Here is a 15406-nt window from a genome sequence, read left to right as displayed (position 1 = left end):
CGAGCAGCGCCCGGGCACACGACGGCCCAGGGCGTGGCTTTTCCACGCCCATGATTCGGAGTACTACGGCAGCCGGATGGCTACCAATGTGAATTTATTTCGAGCTCAACGAATTACGCCCCTGAAGCAGCAACTTTGTGCCGCTTCCCCCCGGTTGAAACAAACCGCTTATTCAGAATTGTCCGAACTTCGCGCAAGATGCGTCGGATTCGCGCGGCGGCGTCGAAGTAATAGCAATCCGACACCGATCGCGGTCAGGATAACGGACGCGAGTTCCGGCCACGCACCGATTCGGGTAGCGACTGTTGTTGTGTCGCGCAACGGTAGCTGGGCCACCAACGCGGCGGGGATGACCTGCTCGGTGTGCTGCCTGAGCACGCCGTCAGCAGTGATGATCCCGCTGACACCCGTGGTTGCTGACACCACGAGCGCACGCCCGTGTTCGACCGCCCGCACCCGCGACATCGCCAGTTGCTGGTAGGTCATCTCGCTCTCACCGAAGGTGGCGTTGTTGGTGGGCACCGTCAGCAATTGGGCGCCCGCGGCGAGGGAATCCCGAAATGCCCGATCGAACGCGACCTCGTAACAGGTCGCCACGCCGACCGGCACACCGGCGGCCGTCACCGTTCCGTCACCGTTACCCGGCACGAAATAGCCCGCACGGTCGGCATAGGAGGAGAACAAACGGAAGAAACCGCGCATCGGCAGGTATTCGCCGAACGGCTGGATGATCTTCTTGTCGTGGCGCTCCCCCGGGCCCGCCGTGCCGTTCCACACGATCACCGAGTTGGTGGTCGTGCGGTCACCGTTCACCAGGACTGCGCCGACCAGGATCGGGGCGCCGATCTTCACCGAAGCTTCGGTGATCTCGGCGGCGGCGTCGGCATTGCGCAGTGGGTCGATATCGGAGGAGTTCTCGGGCCAGATCACGATGTCGGGCCGTGCGGCCTGTCCGCGGGTGACGGCGTCGGCCAACTCCTCGGTGCGCCGGACGTGGTTGTCCAGCACCGCGCGGCGCTGGGCGTTGAAGTCGAGCCCGAGCCGCGGCACACTGCCCTGGATGGCGGCGACCGTGATCGTTCTGGTCCCGGCGTCCGGGGCGGGCAATGTCGGCCGCAGGATCACTCCGGCCAGGGGCATGATAGCCACGGCCACCACGGCGGTGGCAAATCCGGTCCGCACGGCGCGAGTGTTCGGGCGCGGCGCGGGCGTGCGGGCCCAGGCGATGACGCGCAGCGCGAGTGCGGCGAGCGCGGTGCCGGTCAGCGCGACCGCGAAGCCGACCAGCGGCGCACCACCGTAGGCGGCCAGCGGCAGATACCAACCATCGGCTTGACCGAAAGCGACACGACCCCACGGGAATCCGCCGAACGGGAAGCTCGATCGCACCCATTCACTCGCGGTCCACGCCAGGGCGAGCCAGATCGGCCAGCCCGGCAGCGCGCTCAACCATCGCGCGAGCACACCCCACAGGCCGAAGTACAGCGCGCACACCGTGGACAGCGCCAGCCACGGCACCGGACCCACGTAGATCCCGGTCCACGGCAGCAACGGCACGAAGAACGCCAGCCCACCGAGCATCCCGTACCCGAACCCGCCGCGCAGCGTGCCCGGCCCGCGCACCGCGAGGGTGAGCAAGCCGATGGCCACGGGCGCGAGGAACCAGAACGGGCGGGGCGGGAAGCTACCGAACAGCAGCAGCCCGCCCACGACGGCCGCGAGCAGCCGCAGCACGGTCCGGTGCGGTGTTCTCGCGGCGGATCGGCTCGCACCGGGCTCCACCTCGCGCGCTGCTGATGCCGGCTCGGCTGCGGAGTCGGGGTGGTTACCCGTCGCGGGGTCGATCATGGTGTGTCGCTCCGTGCTTCGTTGCTGGCGGCGGGTCAGGCGGCGTAGATCGTGATGCCGTCGCGCACGGTGCGCAGGCAGGTCGGCAGGTCGACGCCCGGATCGAGGCGCGGCAGGCCGGGTACGCGGGAGCGGGGGTCGGTGGACCAGCGCTGCACGGTGTCGGCGGCCGCCGCGACGACGAGGTCGCCCGCGTCCCACACGGCGTAGGAGGCGGGTGCGCCGGGCACCAGCGTGCCCGCCATACCGTCGCGCACGCCGCCCGCGCGCCAGGCGCCGCGAGTGGCGGCGGCGAAGGCGGCGCGCGGAGACAATCCATGGCCGGGAGTACGGTGGTGGACCGCCGCGCGCACCTGCTCCCACGGGTTCATGACGGTGACGGGTGCGTCGGAACCGATGGCCAGGGAGATGCCCGCCGCCGCCATCGCCGAGAACGGGTTGAGGCCGGCGGCGCGCTCGGCGCCCAGGCGGGTCGCGTACATCCCGTCGGGTCCACCCCACGCGGCGTCGAAGCCGGGCTGCACGGACGCGATCACGCCGAGCTCGGCGAGTTGTGCGATCGCGGCGGCGTCGGTCATCTCCGCGTGTTCCACCCGGTGCCCACGCGACGCGATCGCCGGACCACCGAGTTCGGCTGCGACACGGGCGAATCCGGCGACGACGATATCCATGGCGGCGTCGCCGATGGCGTGGAAGCCCGCCTGGATCCCGGCCTCGGTGCACGCGCGGATATGCGCGGTGACCGTGTCCTCGTCGAGGAAGCTCTTGCCGCAGCCCGCCGCGTCGGCGTAAGGCGCGCGCAGCAGTGCCGTGTGCGAGCCGAGCGAACCGTCGACGAACAGGTCGCCACCGAGCGCGTGCACCCCGAGCTCGTCGAGCAGGGCGCGCGCTTGCTCCGCGGTGCGCACGGCCTGACCCCAGTAGGCCCGCACGGCCACACCGTGGTCGAAAGCGAGCAGTTCGCGGATGTCGTCGCGGCCGGAGATCTCGGGGCCCGCGCATTCGTGGACCGCGACGATGCCGTGCGCGGCCGCCGCGTCGAGGGCCGCACGGCGGGCCGAATCACGCTGGGCGCGAGTGAGTTCCGCGAGCGCGACTGCTCGCACCCGGTGGTGGGCGTCGGCGCGCAGCAGTTCGCCACGCCGATACCCGTCGCCGAGATCACCGGCCGCGTCGAGCAGCGCCGAGGAGGCCACGGCCGAATGCGCGTCGACCCGGGCCAGGTAGACGAGCCTGCCCGCACCGGCGGCCGCGTCGAGTTCGGCGACCGTCGGCGGACGTTGTTCGGGCCAGCCGGTGTCGTCCCAGCCTTCGCCGATGATCACCCCGTCCGGCTGGTTCGCGGCGTGCGCCCGCACCGTCTCGAGCAGGTCGGACAGGGATCCGGCGCCACTCACGTCGAGCCCGGTCAGCTGGAGCCCCAGCGCGGTGACGTGGACATGGGGATCGACGAACGCGGGCGCCACGAACGCACCGTCGAGGTCGATGATCTCCGCGTCGGGGTGCATGGCGCGCCCGGGCGCCTCGGCGCCCAGCCACACCACGGTGCCGTCGGTGACCGCCATCGCGGTCGCGTCCGGGGAGCTCGAACTGTAGAAACGACCGCCGATCAGCAACTGGGTACTCACGGTGTCCCAGTCTGCCGTATCGCCGGATCGTCACCTCGGCAGGGACAGTCTCCGCTCGGCGGCGCGAACGTCAGGTCGGCAGCGACAGCGCGGCGCGCACTTCGGCATCGCCGAACCCGGCGGGACAATGCCCGCCCGCCTCCACGGCGATCAGTTCCAACCGCCATGCGGCGGTGGTGAAGTCCGACATCGACTGTCCGGCAGCGGCGCTCGCTCTGCGCACCGCGTCGGCCAGTTCCTCGCTCACCGTGACGGTGATCTGCTCGGTGGCCATGTCGGTACTGTAGACCCTTCGCCGCCGCGCGCGGGCGTGTCGGTGGAGGCCTTCTCGGATCAGGCGGGGCCGAGCGCGCGCGGACCCGCGGTGTGACCATCGTCGTACCACTGCCCGACCACGGTGCCGTCGACCACGTCACCGTCGGCGTCGACGACCATCCCGCGATACGGCGAGGGCGCGAACGAGGGCAGCGGGCCGAAGCGCCGGGTGCCGAGCTTCTCCAGCGCCGGTCGCAGCAGCGCCCTGGTCGGCGGGAACAGCGCGAGCAGGCCGACGAGTCCGGTGACCAGGCCGGGCACGAACAGCAGCACCGAGCCGGTGGCGACGATCACCCCGTCGGCGACCGCGCTCTCGGCGGTCACCTCACCGCGTGAGGCCCGCCGGAATCGGTCGAACACCCGCCTGCCCTGCCGTCCCAGCAGCACCAATCCCACGCCCGACACCGCGACGAGCACGACCAGCGCCCAGCCGATGCCGATCAACTGGGCGAGACCGACGAGGGCGGCGATCTCGACGACGAGGTAGAGGACGAACAGCACAGCGGTCATGGCGATCCTTTCGGACGATCTACCCCTTCAACGCACGAGCGCCCGATTTTTCTCCCGAGCCGACGAACTCAGCCACCCGGCCGCACGAGCCCGGTCTCGTAGGCCAGCACCACCGCCTGCACCCGGTCGCGCAGGCCGAGTTTGGTGAGCACCCGGCCGACATGCGTCTTCACCGTCGCCTCCGACAGGAACAGTGCTCCGGCGATCTCGGCGTTGGAGCGGCCGACCGCGATCTGTTCGAGCACCTCGCGTTCGCGGGCGGTGAGGACGTCGAGGATCCTCGGGTCGCGCAGACTCGTCGGGTCCTCGGCCACGAGCCGGTCCAGCAGCCGCTTGGTGACCTTGGGCGAGACCACCGCGTCACCGGCGGCGACGCTGCGGATGGCCGAGACGAGATCCTCGGGCGGGGTGTCCTTGAGCAGGAATCCGCTGGCGCCCGCACGCAGGGCACCGAGCGCGTGTTCGTCCAGGTCGAAGGTGGTCATCACGAGCACCCGCACGCCCTCCCCCGCGGCCACGATCTGCGCGGTGGCGGTCACTCCGTCGACGACCGGCATCCGCACGTCCATCAGCACCACATCGGGGCGCAGCTCGCTCGCGCGCCGCACGGCTTCGTCGCCGTTGCCCGCTTCACCGATCACGTCGATGTCGGGGTGCGCGCCGAGCACCATTTTCAGGCCCATCCGCATGAGTTCCTGATCGTCCACCACGAGCACGCTGATCGGCATTGCCCCACCCTAATAGTCACTGCCGCGCAGCGTTCCCCCGTGTTTTCCCGCACCCGGCCGCGGGCGAGCAGAGTTCAGTCCGTTTCGGTACGCAGCGGAAGGTCGGCGCGCACCTGCCAGCGGCCGTCGTCGAGTCTGCCCGCGTACAGAGTGCCGCCGAGGACCGCGACCCGTTCACGCATGCCGACCAGTCCCATCCCCGCGCCGGGAATCTCGGCGCCCGGGCTCACCTGGGCGGGAACGCCGCCACTGTCGACGACTTCGACGAGGATGTCCTCCTCGCGCCGATGCACCCGGACCACCGCCTTGGGCTCCGCTCCCGCGTGGCGCAGGGTGTTGGTGAGCGATTCCTGCACGATGCGGTGCACGCCGAGGCTCACCTCGGGAGCGATGTGGTCGAGTTCGCCGGTCAGCTCGAGGTCGACGGCCAGGCCGGCCTCGCGCATCATCTGGGCCAGCTTCGCGATCCCCGCGCTCCCGTGCTGGGGCAGCAGTTCCGGTGCGTGCTCGGTGCGCAGCAGGGCGACGGTGCGGCGCAGCTCGCGTAGCGCGTCGCGACCGGTACCCGCGATGGTGGCCAGCGCGCGTTCGGCGGTGTCGGGGTCCTGGCGCAGGGCGTACTTGGCGCCGTCGGCCTGCACGATGATGACGCTGACGGCGTGTGCCACCACATCGTGGAGTTCGCGGGCGATACGGGTGCGTTCGGCGGCGACCGCGTCGTGCGCGCGCCGTTCCTTGTCGTAGTCGGCGACCGCCAGCCGGGCCGCCACCTCGGAGTCGTACGCGTGCCGGGCACCGTTGAACTCGGCCAGTGTCCAGCACAGCGCGTAGATGAGCGCGGCCATCGCCAGATCACCACCGCGCGGCTCGTCGAGCAACAGGACCGACAGCGCCATGTCGAGCGCGAGGAACGCGAGGAAGATGAGCCCGTCGCGCCGACCGACATAGGCGACGAGCGTGTAGAGCATCACCCCGAGCCCGATCAGCGCGACATGGTCGGTGGCCTTCACGTCGATCAGGTAGCCGATCAGGGTGTTCAGCAGCGACAGCACCAGCATCGCCGCCGCCACCGCCCGCGGATACACCCGCCGCAGGATCAGCGGCAACGGCAGGATCACCGAGAAGATCAGGTAGACGACCTTGTTGTGTTCGTCGCCCACCCCGAGGGCATCGAGGAACAGCAGCAATCCCGCGAGAATCGAGTCGGCGACGATGGGTCGTCCGCGTAGCCACAGGCTGAACCGGCGCACGGGCCCAGCGTAGCCCCGGCTGGCTTTCCGGCCGTGATCTTGATTGCCTGGACGCGTGCAACTCGGAGACTGGACGGTCCTATTGGTGGCCGCCGCGGCGGCGGGCTGGGTCGATGCCGTGGTCGGCGGCGGTGGGCTGATCATTCTGCCGACCCTGTTTCTCGTCGTTCCCGGCATCGCACCGCAGACCGCGCTGGGCACCAATAAGCTCGCTGCCCTGGCAGGCACCGCGACCGCAGTGGCGACCTTCGCGCGCAAGGTGCCGATGCAGTGGAAGGTGCTGCTGCCCGGCGCGGTGATCGCCGCGATCACCGCCGCGTGCGGCGCGGCCGCGGTGTCGCTGATCGACCGCGACCTGTTCATCCCGCTGGTGATGGTGGTGCTCGTCGGGGTGGCGGTGTTCGTGACCGCGCGCCCCTCGGTCGGCCTGACGATGGCCACCCATCCGCCGACGCGGCGCAAGGTGATCCTGGTGGTCGGCCTCGCGTCCGGTCTGATCGGCCTCTACGACGGGCTGCTCGGACCGGGCACCGGCACCTTCCTGATCATCACCTTCGCGACGCTGCTCGGCACCGAGTTCGTGCGGGCGGCCGCGATGGCCAAGGTGATCAACTGCGGGTCGAACGTGGGTGCGCTGCTGTTCCTCGGCTCGACCGGCCACATCCTGTGGGGTCTCGGCGCGGGCATGGCGGTGGCGAATGTTCTCGGCGCACTGATCGGTTCACGGATGGCGCTGGCCAGGGGCGCGGGGTTCGTCCGGATCGTGTTGCTCGTCGTCGTGGTGGTGATGGTGATCCGGTTGGGGTGGCAGCAGTTCGGTTAGCGCGGCGATTCGGTCAGGGCACCGGTTCGGCAGCCGCGGAGGCGGCGAGCCAGGGTTGCAGGACCCGCGAGGTGGTCTCGTGAATCTTGCGATGGAGGCGTTCACCGTCGTCGATGCTGTGCTGTGGCTGCTGGAACAGCACGGTCAGCGCGCCCGACACCGCACCGACCACAGCGCCGACCAGCGCCGCGGCGCCGACCTCGTCGAGTTCGTGTGGGAACGCGAGGTGCAACTGGTGGGCGATCTCGCGCTGCGCCACCAATTGCGCGTGCGCCGCGCGACCGCTCACCGAGGGGACAGTCCGCGAGACCCGCGCCCGCAGGGCGGCCACCCGCGAACCGACGTCGTCGACGAGGTGTTCGCCGGGGTTGTCGCCCGCCGCCCGCAAGGCCCGCAGCAACACCTCCACCGGTTGCTCGCCGGGCCGACGGGTGGCGATGGCGGCGACCGCCGCGCGCACCCGTTCGTCGGGCTCGGGGAAGAGCAGTTCCTCTTTGCTCGCGAAGTAGTTGAAGAAGGTCCGGGTGCCGACCTCGGCCTCGGCCGCGATGTCGGCGACGGTCGTCTCCTCGTAGCCTCTGGCCTCGAACAATTCGACAGCGGCCACGAGGATCGCACGTCGGGTTCGTTCCCTTTTTCGATCGCGCAGGGCAGATGGCGGCACGGCGGGCACCCTACGGCATTTTCGGCGCCGCTCGCGGGATGACCGGAGTCCGCGCGTCACGGCGACAACCGACATGACGGTGCGCCGGAAGCGGTTCCGGCGCACATGTGTCGGTGGCACCGGTTAGCGTAGGTGCGGTGAGGGATACCACGACTTCCAGAGATGTGGACGAGGAGTTCCGCGCGCTCGGGCTCGCCACCCTGGCCGAGGCCGCGCTGTCGGCGGCCCGCGCGGCCGGCGCCGAGCATGCCGACCTGCGCGTGCAACGGCTGGTGACCCAGTCCATCCGGTTACGGGACGGCCGCGTCGAAGCGGTCACCGACGCGACCGAGCTGGGGCTGGCGGTGCGCGTGATCGTCGACGGCACCTGGGGTTTCGCCTCGCACGCCGCACTCACGCCCGAGATCGCCGCCGAGGTGGCGCGTCGCGCGGTGACCGTGGCGAAGGCGCTGCGCGCACTGAACCGGGAGCGCGTCGAACTGGCCGACGAGCCACGCTATGACGATGTCTCGTGGGTCTCGGCCTACGACCTCGACCCGTTCACGGTACCGACGGCCGACAAAGTGGCGCTGCTGCAGGACTATTCGGAACGCCTGTCGGCGGCCGACGGTGTCGACCACGTCACCGCCTCGGTCCTGCAGGTCAAGGAGCAGACGTTCTACGCCGACACCGCGGGTTCGTCGATCACCCAGCAGCGGGTGCGGCTGCACCCCCAATTGGAGGCTGTCACCGTCGATTCCGCGTCGGGGGTGTTCGAGACGATGCGCACCCTCGCCGCGCCCGCGGGCCGCGGCTGGGAGTACGTCACCGGCGCCGACCGAACATGGGACTGGACAGGCGAACTCGCCCAGATCCCGGGCTGGCTGGCCGAGAAAGTGAAGGCGCCCAGCGTGGTCGCCGGCCCCACCGATCTGGTGATCGACCCGACGAACCTGTGGCTGACGATCCACGAATCCATCGGCCACGCCACCGAATACGACCGCGCGATCGGCTACGAATCCGCGTACGCGGGCACCTCGTTCGCGACTCCCGATCAGCTCGGCACGCTGCGGTACGGCACGCCGATCATGCACGTCACCGGTGACCGCACCCAGGTCAACGGTTTGAGCACCGTCGGGTACGACGACGAGGGCGTGGCGGGCCAGCAGTGGGATCTGGTGCGCGAGGGCATCCTGGTCGGCTATCAGCTCGACCGCGTGTTCGCCCCGCGTCTCGGGCTCGATCGCTCCAACGGGTGCTCGTATGCCGATTCGCCGCACCATGTTCCGATCCAGCGGATGGCGAACGTGTCGTTGCAGCCGGACCCCTCGCGTGACACGACGACCGCCGAGCTGATCTCCCGGGTCGAGGACGGCATCTACATCATGGGTGACAAGAGCTGGTCGATCGATATGCAGCGATACAACTTCCAGTTCACCGGTCAGCGGTTCTTCCGGATTCGCAACGGCGAGCTCGACGGGCAATTGCGCGATGTCGCCTACCAGGCGACGACCACCGATTTCTGGGGGTCGATGGAAGCGGTCGGCGGGCCGAGCACCTGGCAGCTCGGCGGCGCCTTCAACTGCGGTAAGGCACAGCCCGGTCAGGTGGCGGCGGTGAGCCACGGCTGCCCGTCGGTGCTGGTGCGCGGGGTCAACATTCTCAATACCCGGACGGAGGGCGGTCAGTGAACGAGGGTCTGTTCCCGGCGGGCACGGTGGTCGAGCGGGCGCTGGCGGCGTCGAAGGCCGACGAGGCGATCGTGATCGTCACCGACGCGCACGAGGCGTCGCTGCGGTGGGCGGGCAACTCGATGACCACCAACGGCTCGTCGATTTCGCGGGAGTGGGCGGTGATCTCGGTGTTCCGTGACGGCCCGAACACCGCGCGGGTCGGTTCCATCAGCTCCACCAGCGTCGATCCCACCGAGATCGACGCCGTGGTGCGGGCCAGCGAGGAGGCGGCGCGCACGGCCGCCCCGGCCCGCGACGCGATGCCGCTGCTCGAACCCACCGACGACGACACCGCCGCGTGGGATCAGGCGCCCGGCGCCACCGAGATCGACGTGTTCGCCGGGCTGGCGCGCGAGCTGTCCATCGGTTTCGACGGCACCGACCGCCTCTACGGTTTCGCCCACCACCAGGTGCACACCACCTGGCTCGGTACCTCGACCGGTGTTCGCCGCCGATTCAGTCAGCCGACGGGTTCGGTGGAGATCAACGGCAAGCGCGGCGAGGGCAAGGATCTGGCCAGCGCGTGGGTGGGGGTCGGCACCGCCGATTTCACCGACGTCGACACCCCGGGCCTGCTCGCCGAGTTGTCGCGGCGCCTGGACTGGTCCACGCGCCGCGTCGAGCTGCCCGCCGGCCGCTACGAGACCCTGTTGCCGCCCTCGTCGGTGGCCGATCTGATGATCTATCTGGCGTGGAGCATGGAGGGCCGCGGCGCGCACGAAGGCCACACCGCGTTCTCCCGCGCCGGTGGCACGCGAATCGGTGAGCGGCTCAGCGACATTCCGCTGACCCTGTACTCCGACCCGAACGCGAGCGGTCTGGAATACCGGCCGTTCGTGGCGACTCCGTCGTCGTCGGAGTCGCTGTCGGTGTTCGACAACGGTCTGTCCGCGCGGCGGGTCGACTGGATCGGCGAGGGCGTCATCGAATCGCTGGTCTATCCGCGCGCGACGGCGGCCGAATTCTCCGCCCCCGCCACGGTTCCCGGCGAGAACCTTCTCCTCACCGGCGGTGGCGAGGCGTCGCTGGACGACATGATCGCCCGCACCGAACGCGGTCTGCTCCTCACCTGCCTGTGGTACATCCGTGAGGTCGACCCCGCCACCCTGCTGCTCACCGGTCTCACCCGCGACGGCGTCTACCTCGTCGAGGACGGCAAGGTGACCGGCGCGGTCAACAACTTCCGTTTCAACGAAAGCCCCCTCGATCTGTTGCGGCGGGTTTCGGAGGCGGGTGCCACCGAGATCACCCTGCCCCGCGAATGGAAGGACTGGTTCACCCGAACCGCCATGCCGCCGCTGCGCATCCCCGACTTCCACATGTCGTCGGTGAGCCAGGCCACCTGACCACCCACTTGACCGAGGTGAATCCCCTCCGTTCGACGGCCCCGCGCGTGAAAGCATGATCGGGTGACTGGTATCCGGATGTTCGCCACCGACCTCGACGGCACGCTGCTGCGTTCCGATCGCACGATCTCGTCGCGTACCGCCGAAGCGATGGCCGGTGCGCAAGCCGCGGGCATCGAGGTGGTGTGGGCGACGGCCCGGGCCCGCCATTCGGTCCACGAGCTGGCGCGATCATGCGGTTTCCGCGGTAAGGCGGTGTGCGCCAACGGCGCGGTGCTGCTCGACCTGGCCGACGGCACCCCGGAGATCATCGACACGGTCTCGATCGACACCGGCGCGGCGGGTGCGGTGATGGCGCAGATCCGCGACCTGATCCCCGGTGTCGTCTTCGCCAATGTCGGCGCCACCCGGTTCATCGCCGAGCCCGCTTATGCCGCCCTGTGCACGTTCGCCGACCATCACCGGAACCCGCACGAGATGGAATTGTCCGACACGTTGCCGACGGGCGTCGAGGTGATGGTGAAGATCGTCGCCCGCCATCCCGAGCTACCGGGCGCCCAGCTGTACCGCATGGCGGTGGCGGTCGGGATCACCGGCGTGGAGCTGACCCACTCCGGTGCCGCGTACATGGAGATGGCCGCGGAGGGTGTGTCGAAGGCCAGCGCCCTGGCCCGATTGTGCGCACTCGACGGCATCCATCTGTCGGAGGTCGCGGCCGCGGGCGATGCGCTCAACGATGTCGCCATGCTGACCTGGGCGGGTACCGCGCTGGTTCCGGCCAACGCGGTACCCGAGGTCATCGCACTCGCCGACCGGGTGCTCCCGACCAACGACGAGGACGGGGTCGCCTCCTACCTGGAGGAATTGGTCGGCTCGGCACCGCGGCCCTCGGCTAGCTGACCGATGTCGGCGCCCGACCCGCGCCGAGGTGCAGGATCGTATCCGTCACGCTCACGGTGTCCGCGTCCAGCGGGAAGTATCCCTGCTCCTGGGTGACATCGGTGCGGGTCTGTCCGGGTCCGAGTTCTGCCGCCGGGATCAAACCCCAGGTGCCGATGCGGTTCTGCAGCGTGTGTTCGAAGGTGCCCGGCTCGGGTTCGGCGAGTTCGAGGCCGTTGCTGCGTCCCAAACTGCCGAGGATCACCCCGTAGTGCTCCCCCAGGAGCGATCCGACGATCGCCCCCGCGCCGGACCAGACGAGCTCCATCGGCCCCATCCGCATGACGCTGGTGTTGCGCCGCAAGTGCAGGTTGTGCGAGTACACCAGGGTCGGACCACGCCGCGCTTCGACGGACCGGATGTCGAGCAGGTTCTGGGCCATCAGCGCGTCACGGGCGGCGGCCAGGCTGTTCCAGCGCACGCCGTCCTCCGTCGGCTGGGCCGCCTGCCGGTGATACCGGAGCAGGCCGAGTCCGGCGGTGAGATGAATTGCCGCCCTTCGCCACTCGGCCAGTGACGTGGCCGCGATCCGTTCCGGTGCGCGGGTGTAGAGCAGGGCGAGCATGTCGTCGGCCATCACCCGCAACCGCTCGGCCTCGGGGGTGGCACCGGGCGAGTCGCCGGCATCCAGGACTGCTTCGGTGCGGCTCCATCGCTCGTCGCTGCCGGCAGGCCCGCTGATGTCGAAGTCGAGGTCCAGATAGTCGCGGGCGAATTCGAGGTAGGACCGAGGGCTCGGCGCACTCATCGTCTCCATCGCGGCGTCGAATCCGTGGAACCGGATCTGATCCGCGGCCGGCCTGCCCGCGTTGTAGTCGCGCAGCCAGGCGACCAGTTGCCGGTTGCCGTCGAGTTCGCCGAAGTCGTGCGAGAAGCCTGTCCGCATCACCTCGTCGAAGGCGCCGTGGCCGCCTCGGACGAATTCATCCACGGCGAGCGCGGCGACCCGATCCGTTTCGAGAGCGATCGACCGGAAACCACTCGCCACCAACTCGACGAACAGTTCATTGCGGACCGACGCGAAGCCGGGTTCTTTGTGCGTCGGTTCCCCGAGCGCAAGCAGTTCACAGGACGAACGGACGAAGTCGGTGATTTTCTGGCTCATACCTATCAACCGTATCGTTGAAGGAACGGTTGAGACTCGAGCAGCGGACATTCACGAAATATGTCGTAAAGTCTCAAATCAGTGAGAACCCTACGCCCGTCCGACCTGGCCCGCGAGCACGCGATTTCGACCCAGGCGGTCCGCAATTACGAGCAGGACGGTTGCCTGCCGCCGGCCGAGCGCACCCCTGCCGGCTACCGGATCTACACCGACCTGCACGCGGCCGCGCTGCGCACCTACCTGACCCTGATCCCTGCCCACGGCCATGCGAAGGCGGGCGACATCATGCGCGCGCTACACGCGGACGACCTCGACAAAGCCCTCACGGTCATCGACCGCGGACACAGCCAGCTCCTGCGCGACCGCGAGACGCTCGCCACGGTGCGCCGCGCCGTCGACCACCTGATCACCGAATCGAGCTCTGCTGCAACGGTTCCGACGGCGACGAGAACCATCGGCGAGCTCGCCCACCACCTGCGAGTCACCCCGGCCACCCTCCGGGCCTGGGAAGCGGCCGACATCCTGTCCCCCGACCGAGACCCGGCCACCGGCTACCGCCGCTACGGCCCCGCCGACCTCCGCGACGCCGAACTCGCCCATATCCTGCGCCGAGGCCACTACCGCCTCGACCACATCGCCACCGTCATCGGGCAGATCCGCGCCGCGGGCAGCACCGAGGCGCTGGCGAACGCCCTCACCGACTGGCAGGCCACCATCACCGCCCGTGGCGTCTGCATGCTCGACGCCGCCGCCGCACTGAGCCGATATTTCGCCGTGCTACGCCGCTAGGCTGGCACGACCATGCCTGATCTCCTCGGAATCAATCATCTGACGCTCACCACCGCCGACCTCGATCAGCTCGTGCGGTACTACACCGAATTCCTCGGCGCGACATTGTCTTTCGAGCGAGCGGCTACCGCGACCGAGCCGCGGATCGCGATCGTCGACGTAGGCGGCGCCGACCACCTCGTGCTCGTGGAGACCACCACCGCGCCACGCACCGATCGCGATCCGCTCGGCCACGCGGGATGGGGTCTGCGCCTGGGCACGCTGGACCGATTGCGTGCGGTGCACGATCGCCTCGCGGACGCGGGCTTGCCGGTCGGCCCGATCGAGACCCTGCCCACGCAGTGGACGATGACGGCCGAGGACCCCGATGGACGTCCGGTGGACATCCGGGCGCACCGTCCCCGACCCGGTGCGCCCGCCTGACCCGATCAGACGCGTTCGAGAACCGCCGACGCACCGATTCCGCCCGCCGCGCAGATCCCCAGCAGCGCGGTCTGTTTCCCGGTACGGGCCAGCTCGTTGGCCATGGTCGTGACCATGCGGGCGCCGGTGGCGCCGAACGGGTGACCCAGCGAGATGGAGCCGCCGTGCACGTTCAATTTCTCGAGGTCGACGGTGCCCACCGGCTCGTCGCGGTCGAGACGGGCCTTGGCCCACTCGGTACTCTCCAGCACGCGCAGCACCGACAGTGTCTGCGCGGCGAAGGCTTCGTGGATGTCGACGAGGTCGATATCGGCCAGCGTCATGCCCGCCTTGTCGAGGGCGCGCGGCATCGAGATCGCCGGGCCGATGAGTACCTGGTCGGCGGGGTCGACGCTGACGAAACTCCAGGAGCGCAAGGCCGCCTGCGGGGTGAACCCGAGAACGCGCGCCTTCTCCTCGCTCATCAGCAGCACCGCCGACGCGCCGTCGGTGAGCGGGCTGGCATTGCCCGCGGTGACCGTGCCGTTCTTCTCGAACACCGGTTTCAGGGTGGCGAGTTTCTCGACGCTGGTGTCGGCGCGAACGAGTCCGTCGACGTCGATCAGCGTGCCCGACGGCGTGATGACCGGCACGACCTCGTCATCGAAACGTCCCGAGGCGATCGCGGCCGCGGCCCGCCGGTGCGAGCGGGCGGCGAACGCGTCTTGATCAGCGCGGGAGATCCCGTTGATGCGGGCCATCTTCTCCGCGGACTCACCCATCACCTCGCCGGTGGTGCGCTCGGCTATCTTGGGCTGGCGCGGCAGGATGTCGGTGAACGGAGCGAGCCGGCGGACCACATCGAGGTAGTCCATCGCCTTGGGCTTGCCCAGCGCGACCGGCGCGACCGCGTGCACGACCTTCTGCGGCAGCTTGATCTCGGCATTACTGGTGGAATCGCTGCCACCGGCGATCATGATGTCGTACTCGCCGCGTTCGATCGCGGCGGCCGCCGAGGTCACCGCCTGCAATCCGGACGCGCACGCGCGGGTGACCGTGTACCCCTCACACCCGAAGTCCAGGTTCAGGTCGAGAGCGATCTCCCGCGCGATATTGGGCGCGTGACTGGGCAGGACCACGCCGCCCCAGACGATGGACTGGATTTCGCCGGGCGCGATCCCGGTCCGCTCGATCAGCCCGCGGACGGCCGCGCCGGCCAGGGCGATGCTGTCGAGGCGGGTGAAGTCGGTGAACGCACGCACGAACGGCGTCCGCGCGCCCCCGACGACGACGGCTCGGTTGCGTTTCTCGGCCATGTGAGTCCCTTCGGAAGTGCTGCCGAAGACT

15 protein-coding genes are annotated in these 15406 nt (G+C 69.5%); 6 read left to right on the top strand and 9 right to left on the bottom strand.

Going from position 1 to position 15406, the window contains the following annotated elements:
* Positions 1-168 precede the first annotated feature (168 nt).
* From lnt to ACFVJ5_RS03180, 6 genes are all read right to left on the bottom strand, one after another.
* Positions 169-1848, bottom strand: a complete 1680-nt coding sequence (gene lnt, locus ACFVJ5_RS03205; protein ID WP_379218255.1) for an apolipoprotein N-acyltransferase — start codon at positions 1846-1848, stop codon at positions 169-171.
* A 35-nt stretch (positions 1849-1883) separates the two neighbouring features.
* The gene (locus ACFVJ5_RS03200; RefSeq protein WP_379218254.1) at positions 1884-3476 is read right to left on the bottom strand and encodes an amidohydrolase; all 1593 of its coding nucleotides are present in this window, start codon (positions 3474-3476) and stop codon (positions 1884-1886) included.
* A gap of 70 nt (positions 3477-3546) precedes the next feature.
* A complete protein-coding gene (locus ACFVJ5_RS03195) occupies positions 3547-3750 on the bottom strand; it encodes a hypothetical protein (RefSeq protein ID WP_056809780.1) in 204 nt (67 codons plus the stop codon).
* A 59-nt stretch (positions 3751-3809) separates the two neighbouring features.
* Positions 3810-4301 (bottom strand): FxsA family protein, encoded by a 492-nt coding sequence (locus ACFVJ5_RS03190; protein ID WP_379218253.1) that lies wholly within the window; start codon positions 4299-4301, stop codon positions 3810-3812.
* A 68-nt stretch (positions 4302-4369) separates the two neighbouring features.
* The gene (locus ACFVJ5_RS03185) at positions 4370-5029 is read right to left on the bottom strand and encodes a response regulator (protein ID WP_379218252.1); all 660 of its coding nucleotides are present in this window, start codon (positions 5027-5029) and stop codon (positions 4370-4372) included.
* A gap of 74 nt (positions 5030-5103) precedes the next feature.
* Entirely contained in the window at positions 5104-6279 is a 1176-nt protein-coding gene (locus ACFVJ5_RS03180; protein WP_379218251.1) for a sensor histidine kinase, read from the bottom strand.
* A 55-nt stretch (positions 6280-6334) separates the two neighbouring features.
* Here ACFVJ5_RS03180 and ACFVJ5_RS03175 point away from each other — a divergent pair, with 55 nt between their 5' ends.
* Complete coding sequence (locus ACFVJ5_RS03175; protein ID WP_379218250.1) at positions 6335-7102, top strand: sulfite exporter TauE/SafE family protein; 768 nt, start codon at positions 6335-6337, stop codon at positions 7100-7102.
* 13 nt (positions 7103-7115) lie between these two features.
* Here ACFVJ5_RS03175 and ACFVJ5_RS03170 read toward each other — a convergent pair whose 3' ends face one another.
* Positions 7116-7709 carry a helix-turn-helix domain-containing protein gene (locus ACFVJ5_RS03170; protein WP_379218249.1) on the bottom strand — a complete coding sequence of 198 codons (594 nt, stop codon included), beginning with the start codon at positions 7707-7709 and terminating at the stop codon, positions 7116-7118.
* A gap of 194 nt (positions 7710-7903) precedes the next feature.
* Between ACFVJ5_RS03170 and ACFVJ5_RS03165 the strand changes: the two genes are divergently transcribed.
* The 3 genes from ACFVJ5_RS03165 (at position 7904) to ACFVJ5_RS03155 (ending at position 11724) form a co-directional block, all read left to right on the top strand.
* The gene (locus ACFVJ5_RS03165) at positions 7904-9436 is read left to right on the top strand and encodes a TldD/PmbA family protein (RefSeq protein WP_379218248.1); all 1533 of its coding nucleotides are present in this window, start codon (positions 7904-7906) and stop codon (positions 9434-9436) included.
* Positions 9437-9444: 8 nt separating this feature from the next.
* Positions 9445-10824, top strand: a complete 1380-nt coding sequence (locus tag ACFVJ5_RS03160; protein ID WP_379219756.1) for a metallopeptidase TldD-related protein — start codon at positions 9445-9447, stop codon at positions 10822-10824.
* Between the two features lie 63 nt (positions 10825-10887).
* Positions 10888-11724: an HAD family hydrolase gene (locus tag ACFVJ5_RS03155; protein ID WP_379218247.1), complete on the top strand. Its 837-nt coding sequence runs from the start codon at positions 10888-10890 to the stop codon at positions 11722-11724.
* Here the strand turns inward: ACFVJ5_RS03155 and ACFVJ5_RS03150 are convergent.
* A complete protein-coding gene (locus tag ACFVJ5_RS03150; protein WP_379218246.1) occupies positions 11717-12868 on the bottom strand; it encodes an erythromycin esterase family protein in 1152 nt (383 codons plus the stop codon). The two genes, ACFVJ5_RS03155 and ACFVJ5_RS03150, sit on opposite strands and share 8 nt — an antisense overlap.
* Positions 12869-12949: 81 nt before the next feature.
* Here ACFVJ5_RS03150 and ACFVJ5_RS03145 point away from each other — a divergent pair, with 81 nt between their 5' ends.
* Complete coding sequence (locus ACFVJ5_RS03145) at positions 12950-13657, top strand: TioE family transcriptional regulator (RefSeq protein WP_379218245.1); 708 nt, start codon at positions 12950-12952, stop codon at positions 13655-13657.
* A 12-nt stretch (positions 13658-13669) separates the two neighbouring features.
* On the top strand, positions 13670-14080 hold the full coding sequence (locus tag ACFVJ5_RS03140; protein ID WP_379218244.1) for a VOC family protein: 411 nt from the start codon (positions 13670-13672) through the stop codon (positions 14078-14080).
* A 5-nt stretch (positions 14081-14085) separates the two neighbouring features.
* Here the strand turns inward: ACFVJ5_RS03140 and ACFVJ5_RS03135 are convergent, their stop codons facing one another.
* A complete protein-coding gene (locus ACFVJ5_RS03135) occupies positions 14086-15375 on the bottom strand; it encodes an acetyl-CoA C-acyltransferase (protein ID WP_379218243.1) in 1290 nt (429 codons plus the stop codon).
* Between the last annotated feature and the right edge of the window lie 31 nt (positions 15376-15406).

It is taken from the genome of Nocardia sp. NPDC127606 (assembly GCF_042671725.1).
GTDB lineage: Bacteria > Actinomycetota > Actinomycetes > Mycobacteriales > Mycobacteriaceae > Nocardia.
The sequence above is the reverse complement of the archived record's forward strand: the minus strand, read 5'-3'. Positions and strand labels throughout refer to the sequence as shown.

What these genes read in the sequence shown, in the direction of transcription:
- lnt (WP_379218255.1), bottom strand. Translation starts at nt 1,848, where the DNA reads ATGATCGACCCCGCGACGGGTAACCACCCCGACTCCGCAGCCGAGCCG.
- ACFVJ5_RS03195 (WP_056809780.1), bottom strand. Translation starts at nt 3,750, where the DNA reads ATGGCCACCGAGCAGATCACCGTCACGGTGAGCGAGGAACTGGCCGAC.
- ACFVJ5_RS03190 (WP_379218253.1), bottom strand. Translation starts at nt 4,301, where the DNA reads ATGACCGCTGTGCTGTTCGTCCTCTACCTCGTCGTCGAGATCGCCGCC.
- ACFVJ5_RS03185 (WP_379218252.1), bottom strand. Translation starts at nt 5,029, where the DNA reads ATGCCGATCAGCGTGCTCGTGGTGGACGATCAGGAACTCATGCGGATG.
- ACFVJ5_RS03150 (WP_379218246.1), bottom strand. Translation starts at nt 12,868, where the DNA reads ATGAGCCAGAAAATCACCGACTTCGTCCGTTCGTCCTGTGAACTGCTT.
- ACFVJ5_RS03140 (WP_379218244.1), top strand. Translation starts at nt 13,670, where the DNA reads ATGCCTGATCTCCTCGGAATCAATCATCTGACGCTCACCACCGCCGAC.
- ACFVJ5_RS03135 (WP_379218243.1), bottom strand. Translation starts at nt 15,375, where the DNA reads ATGGCCGAGAAACGCAACCGAGCCGTCGTCGTCGGGGGCGCGCGGACG.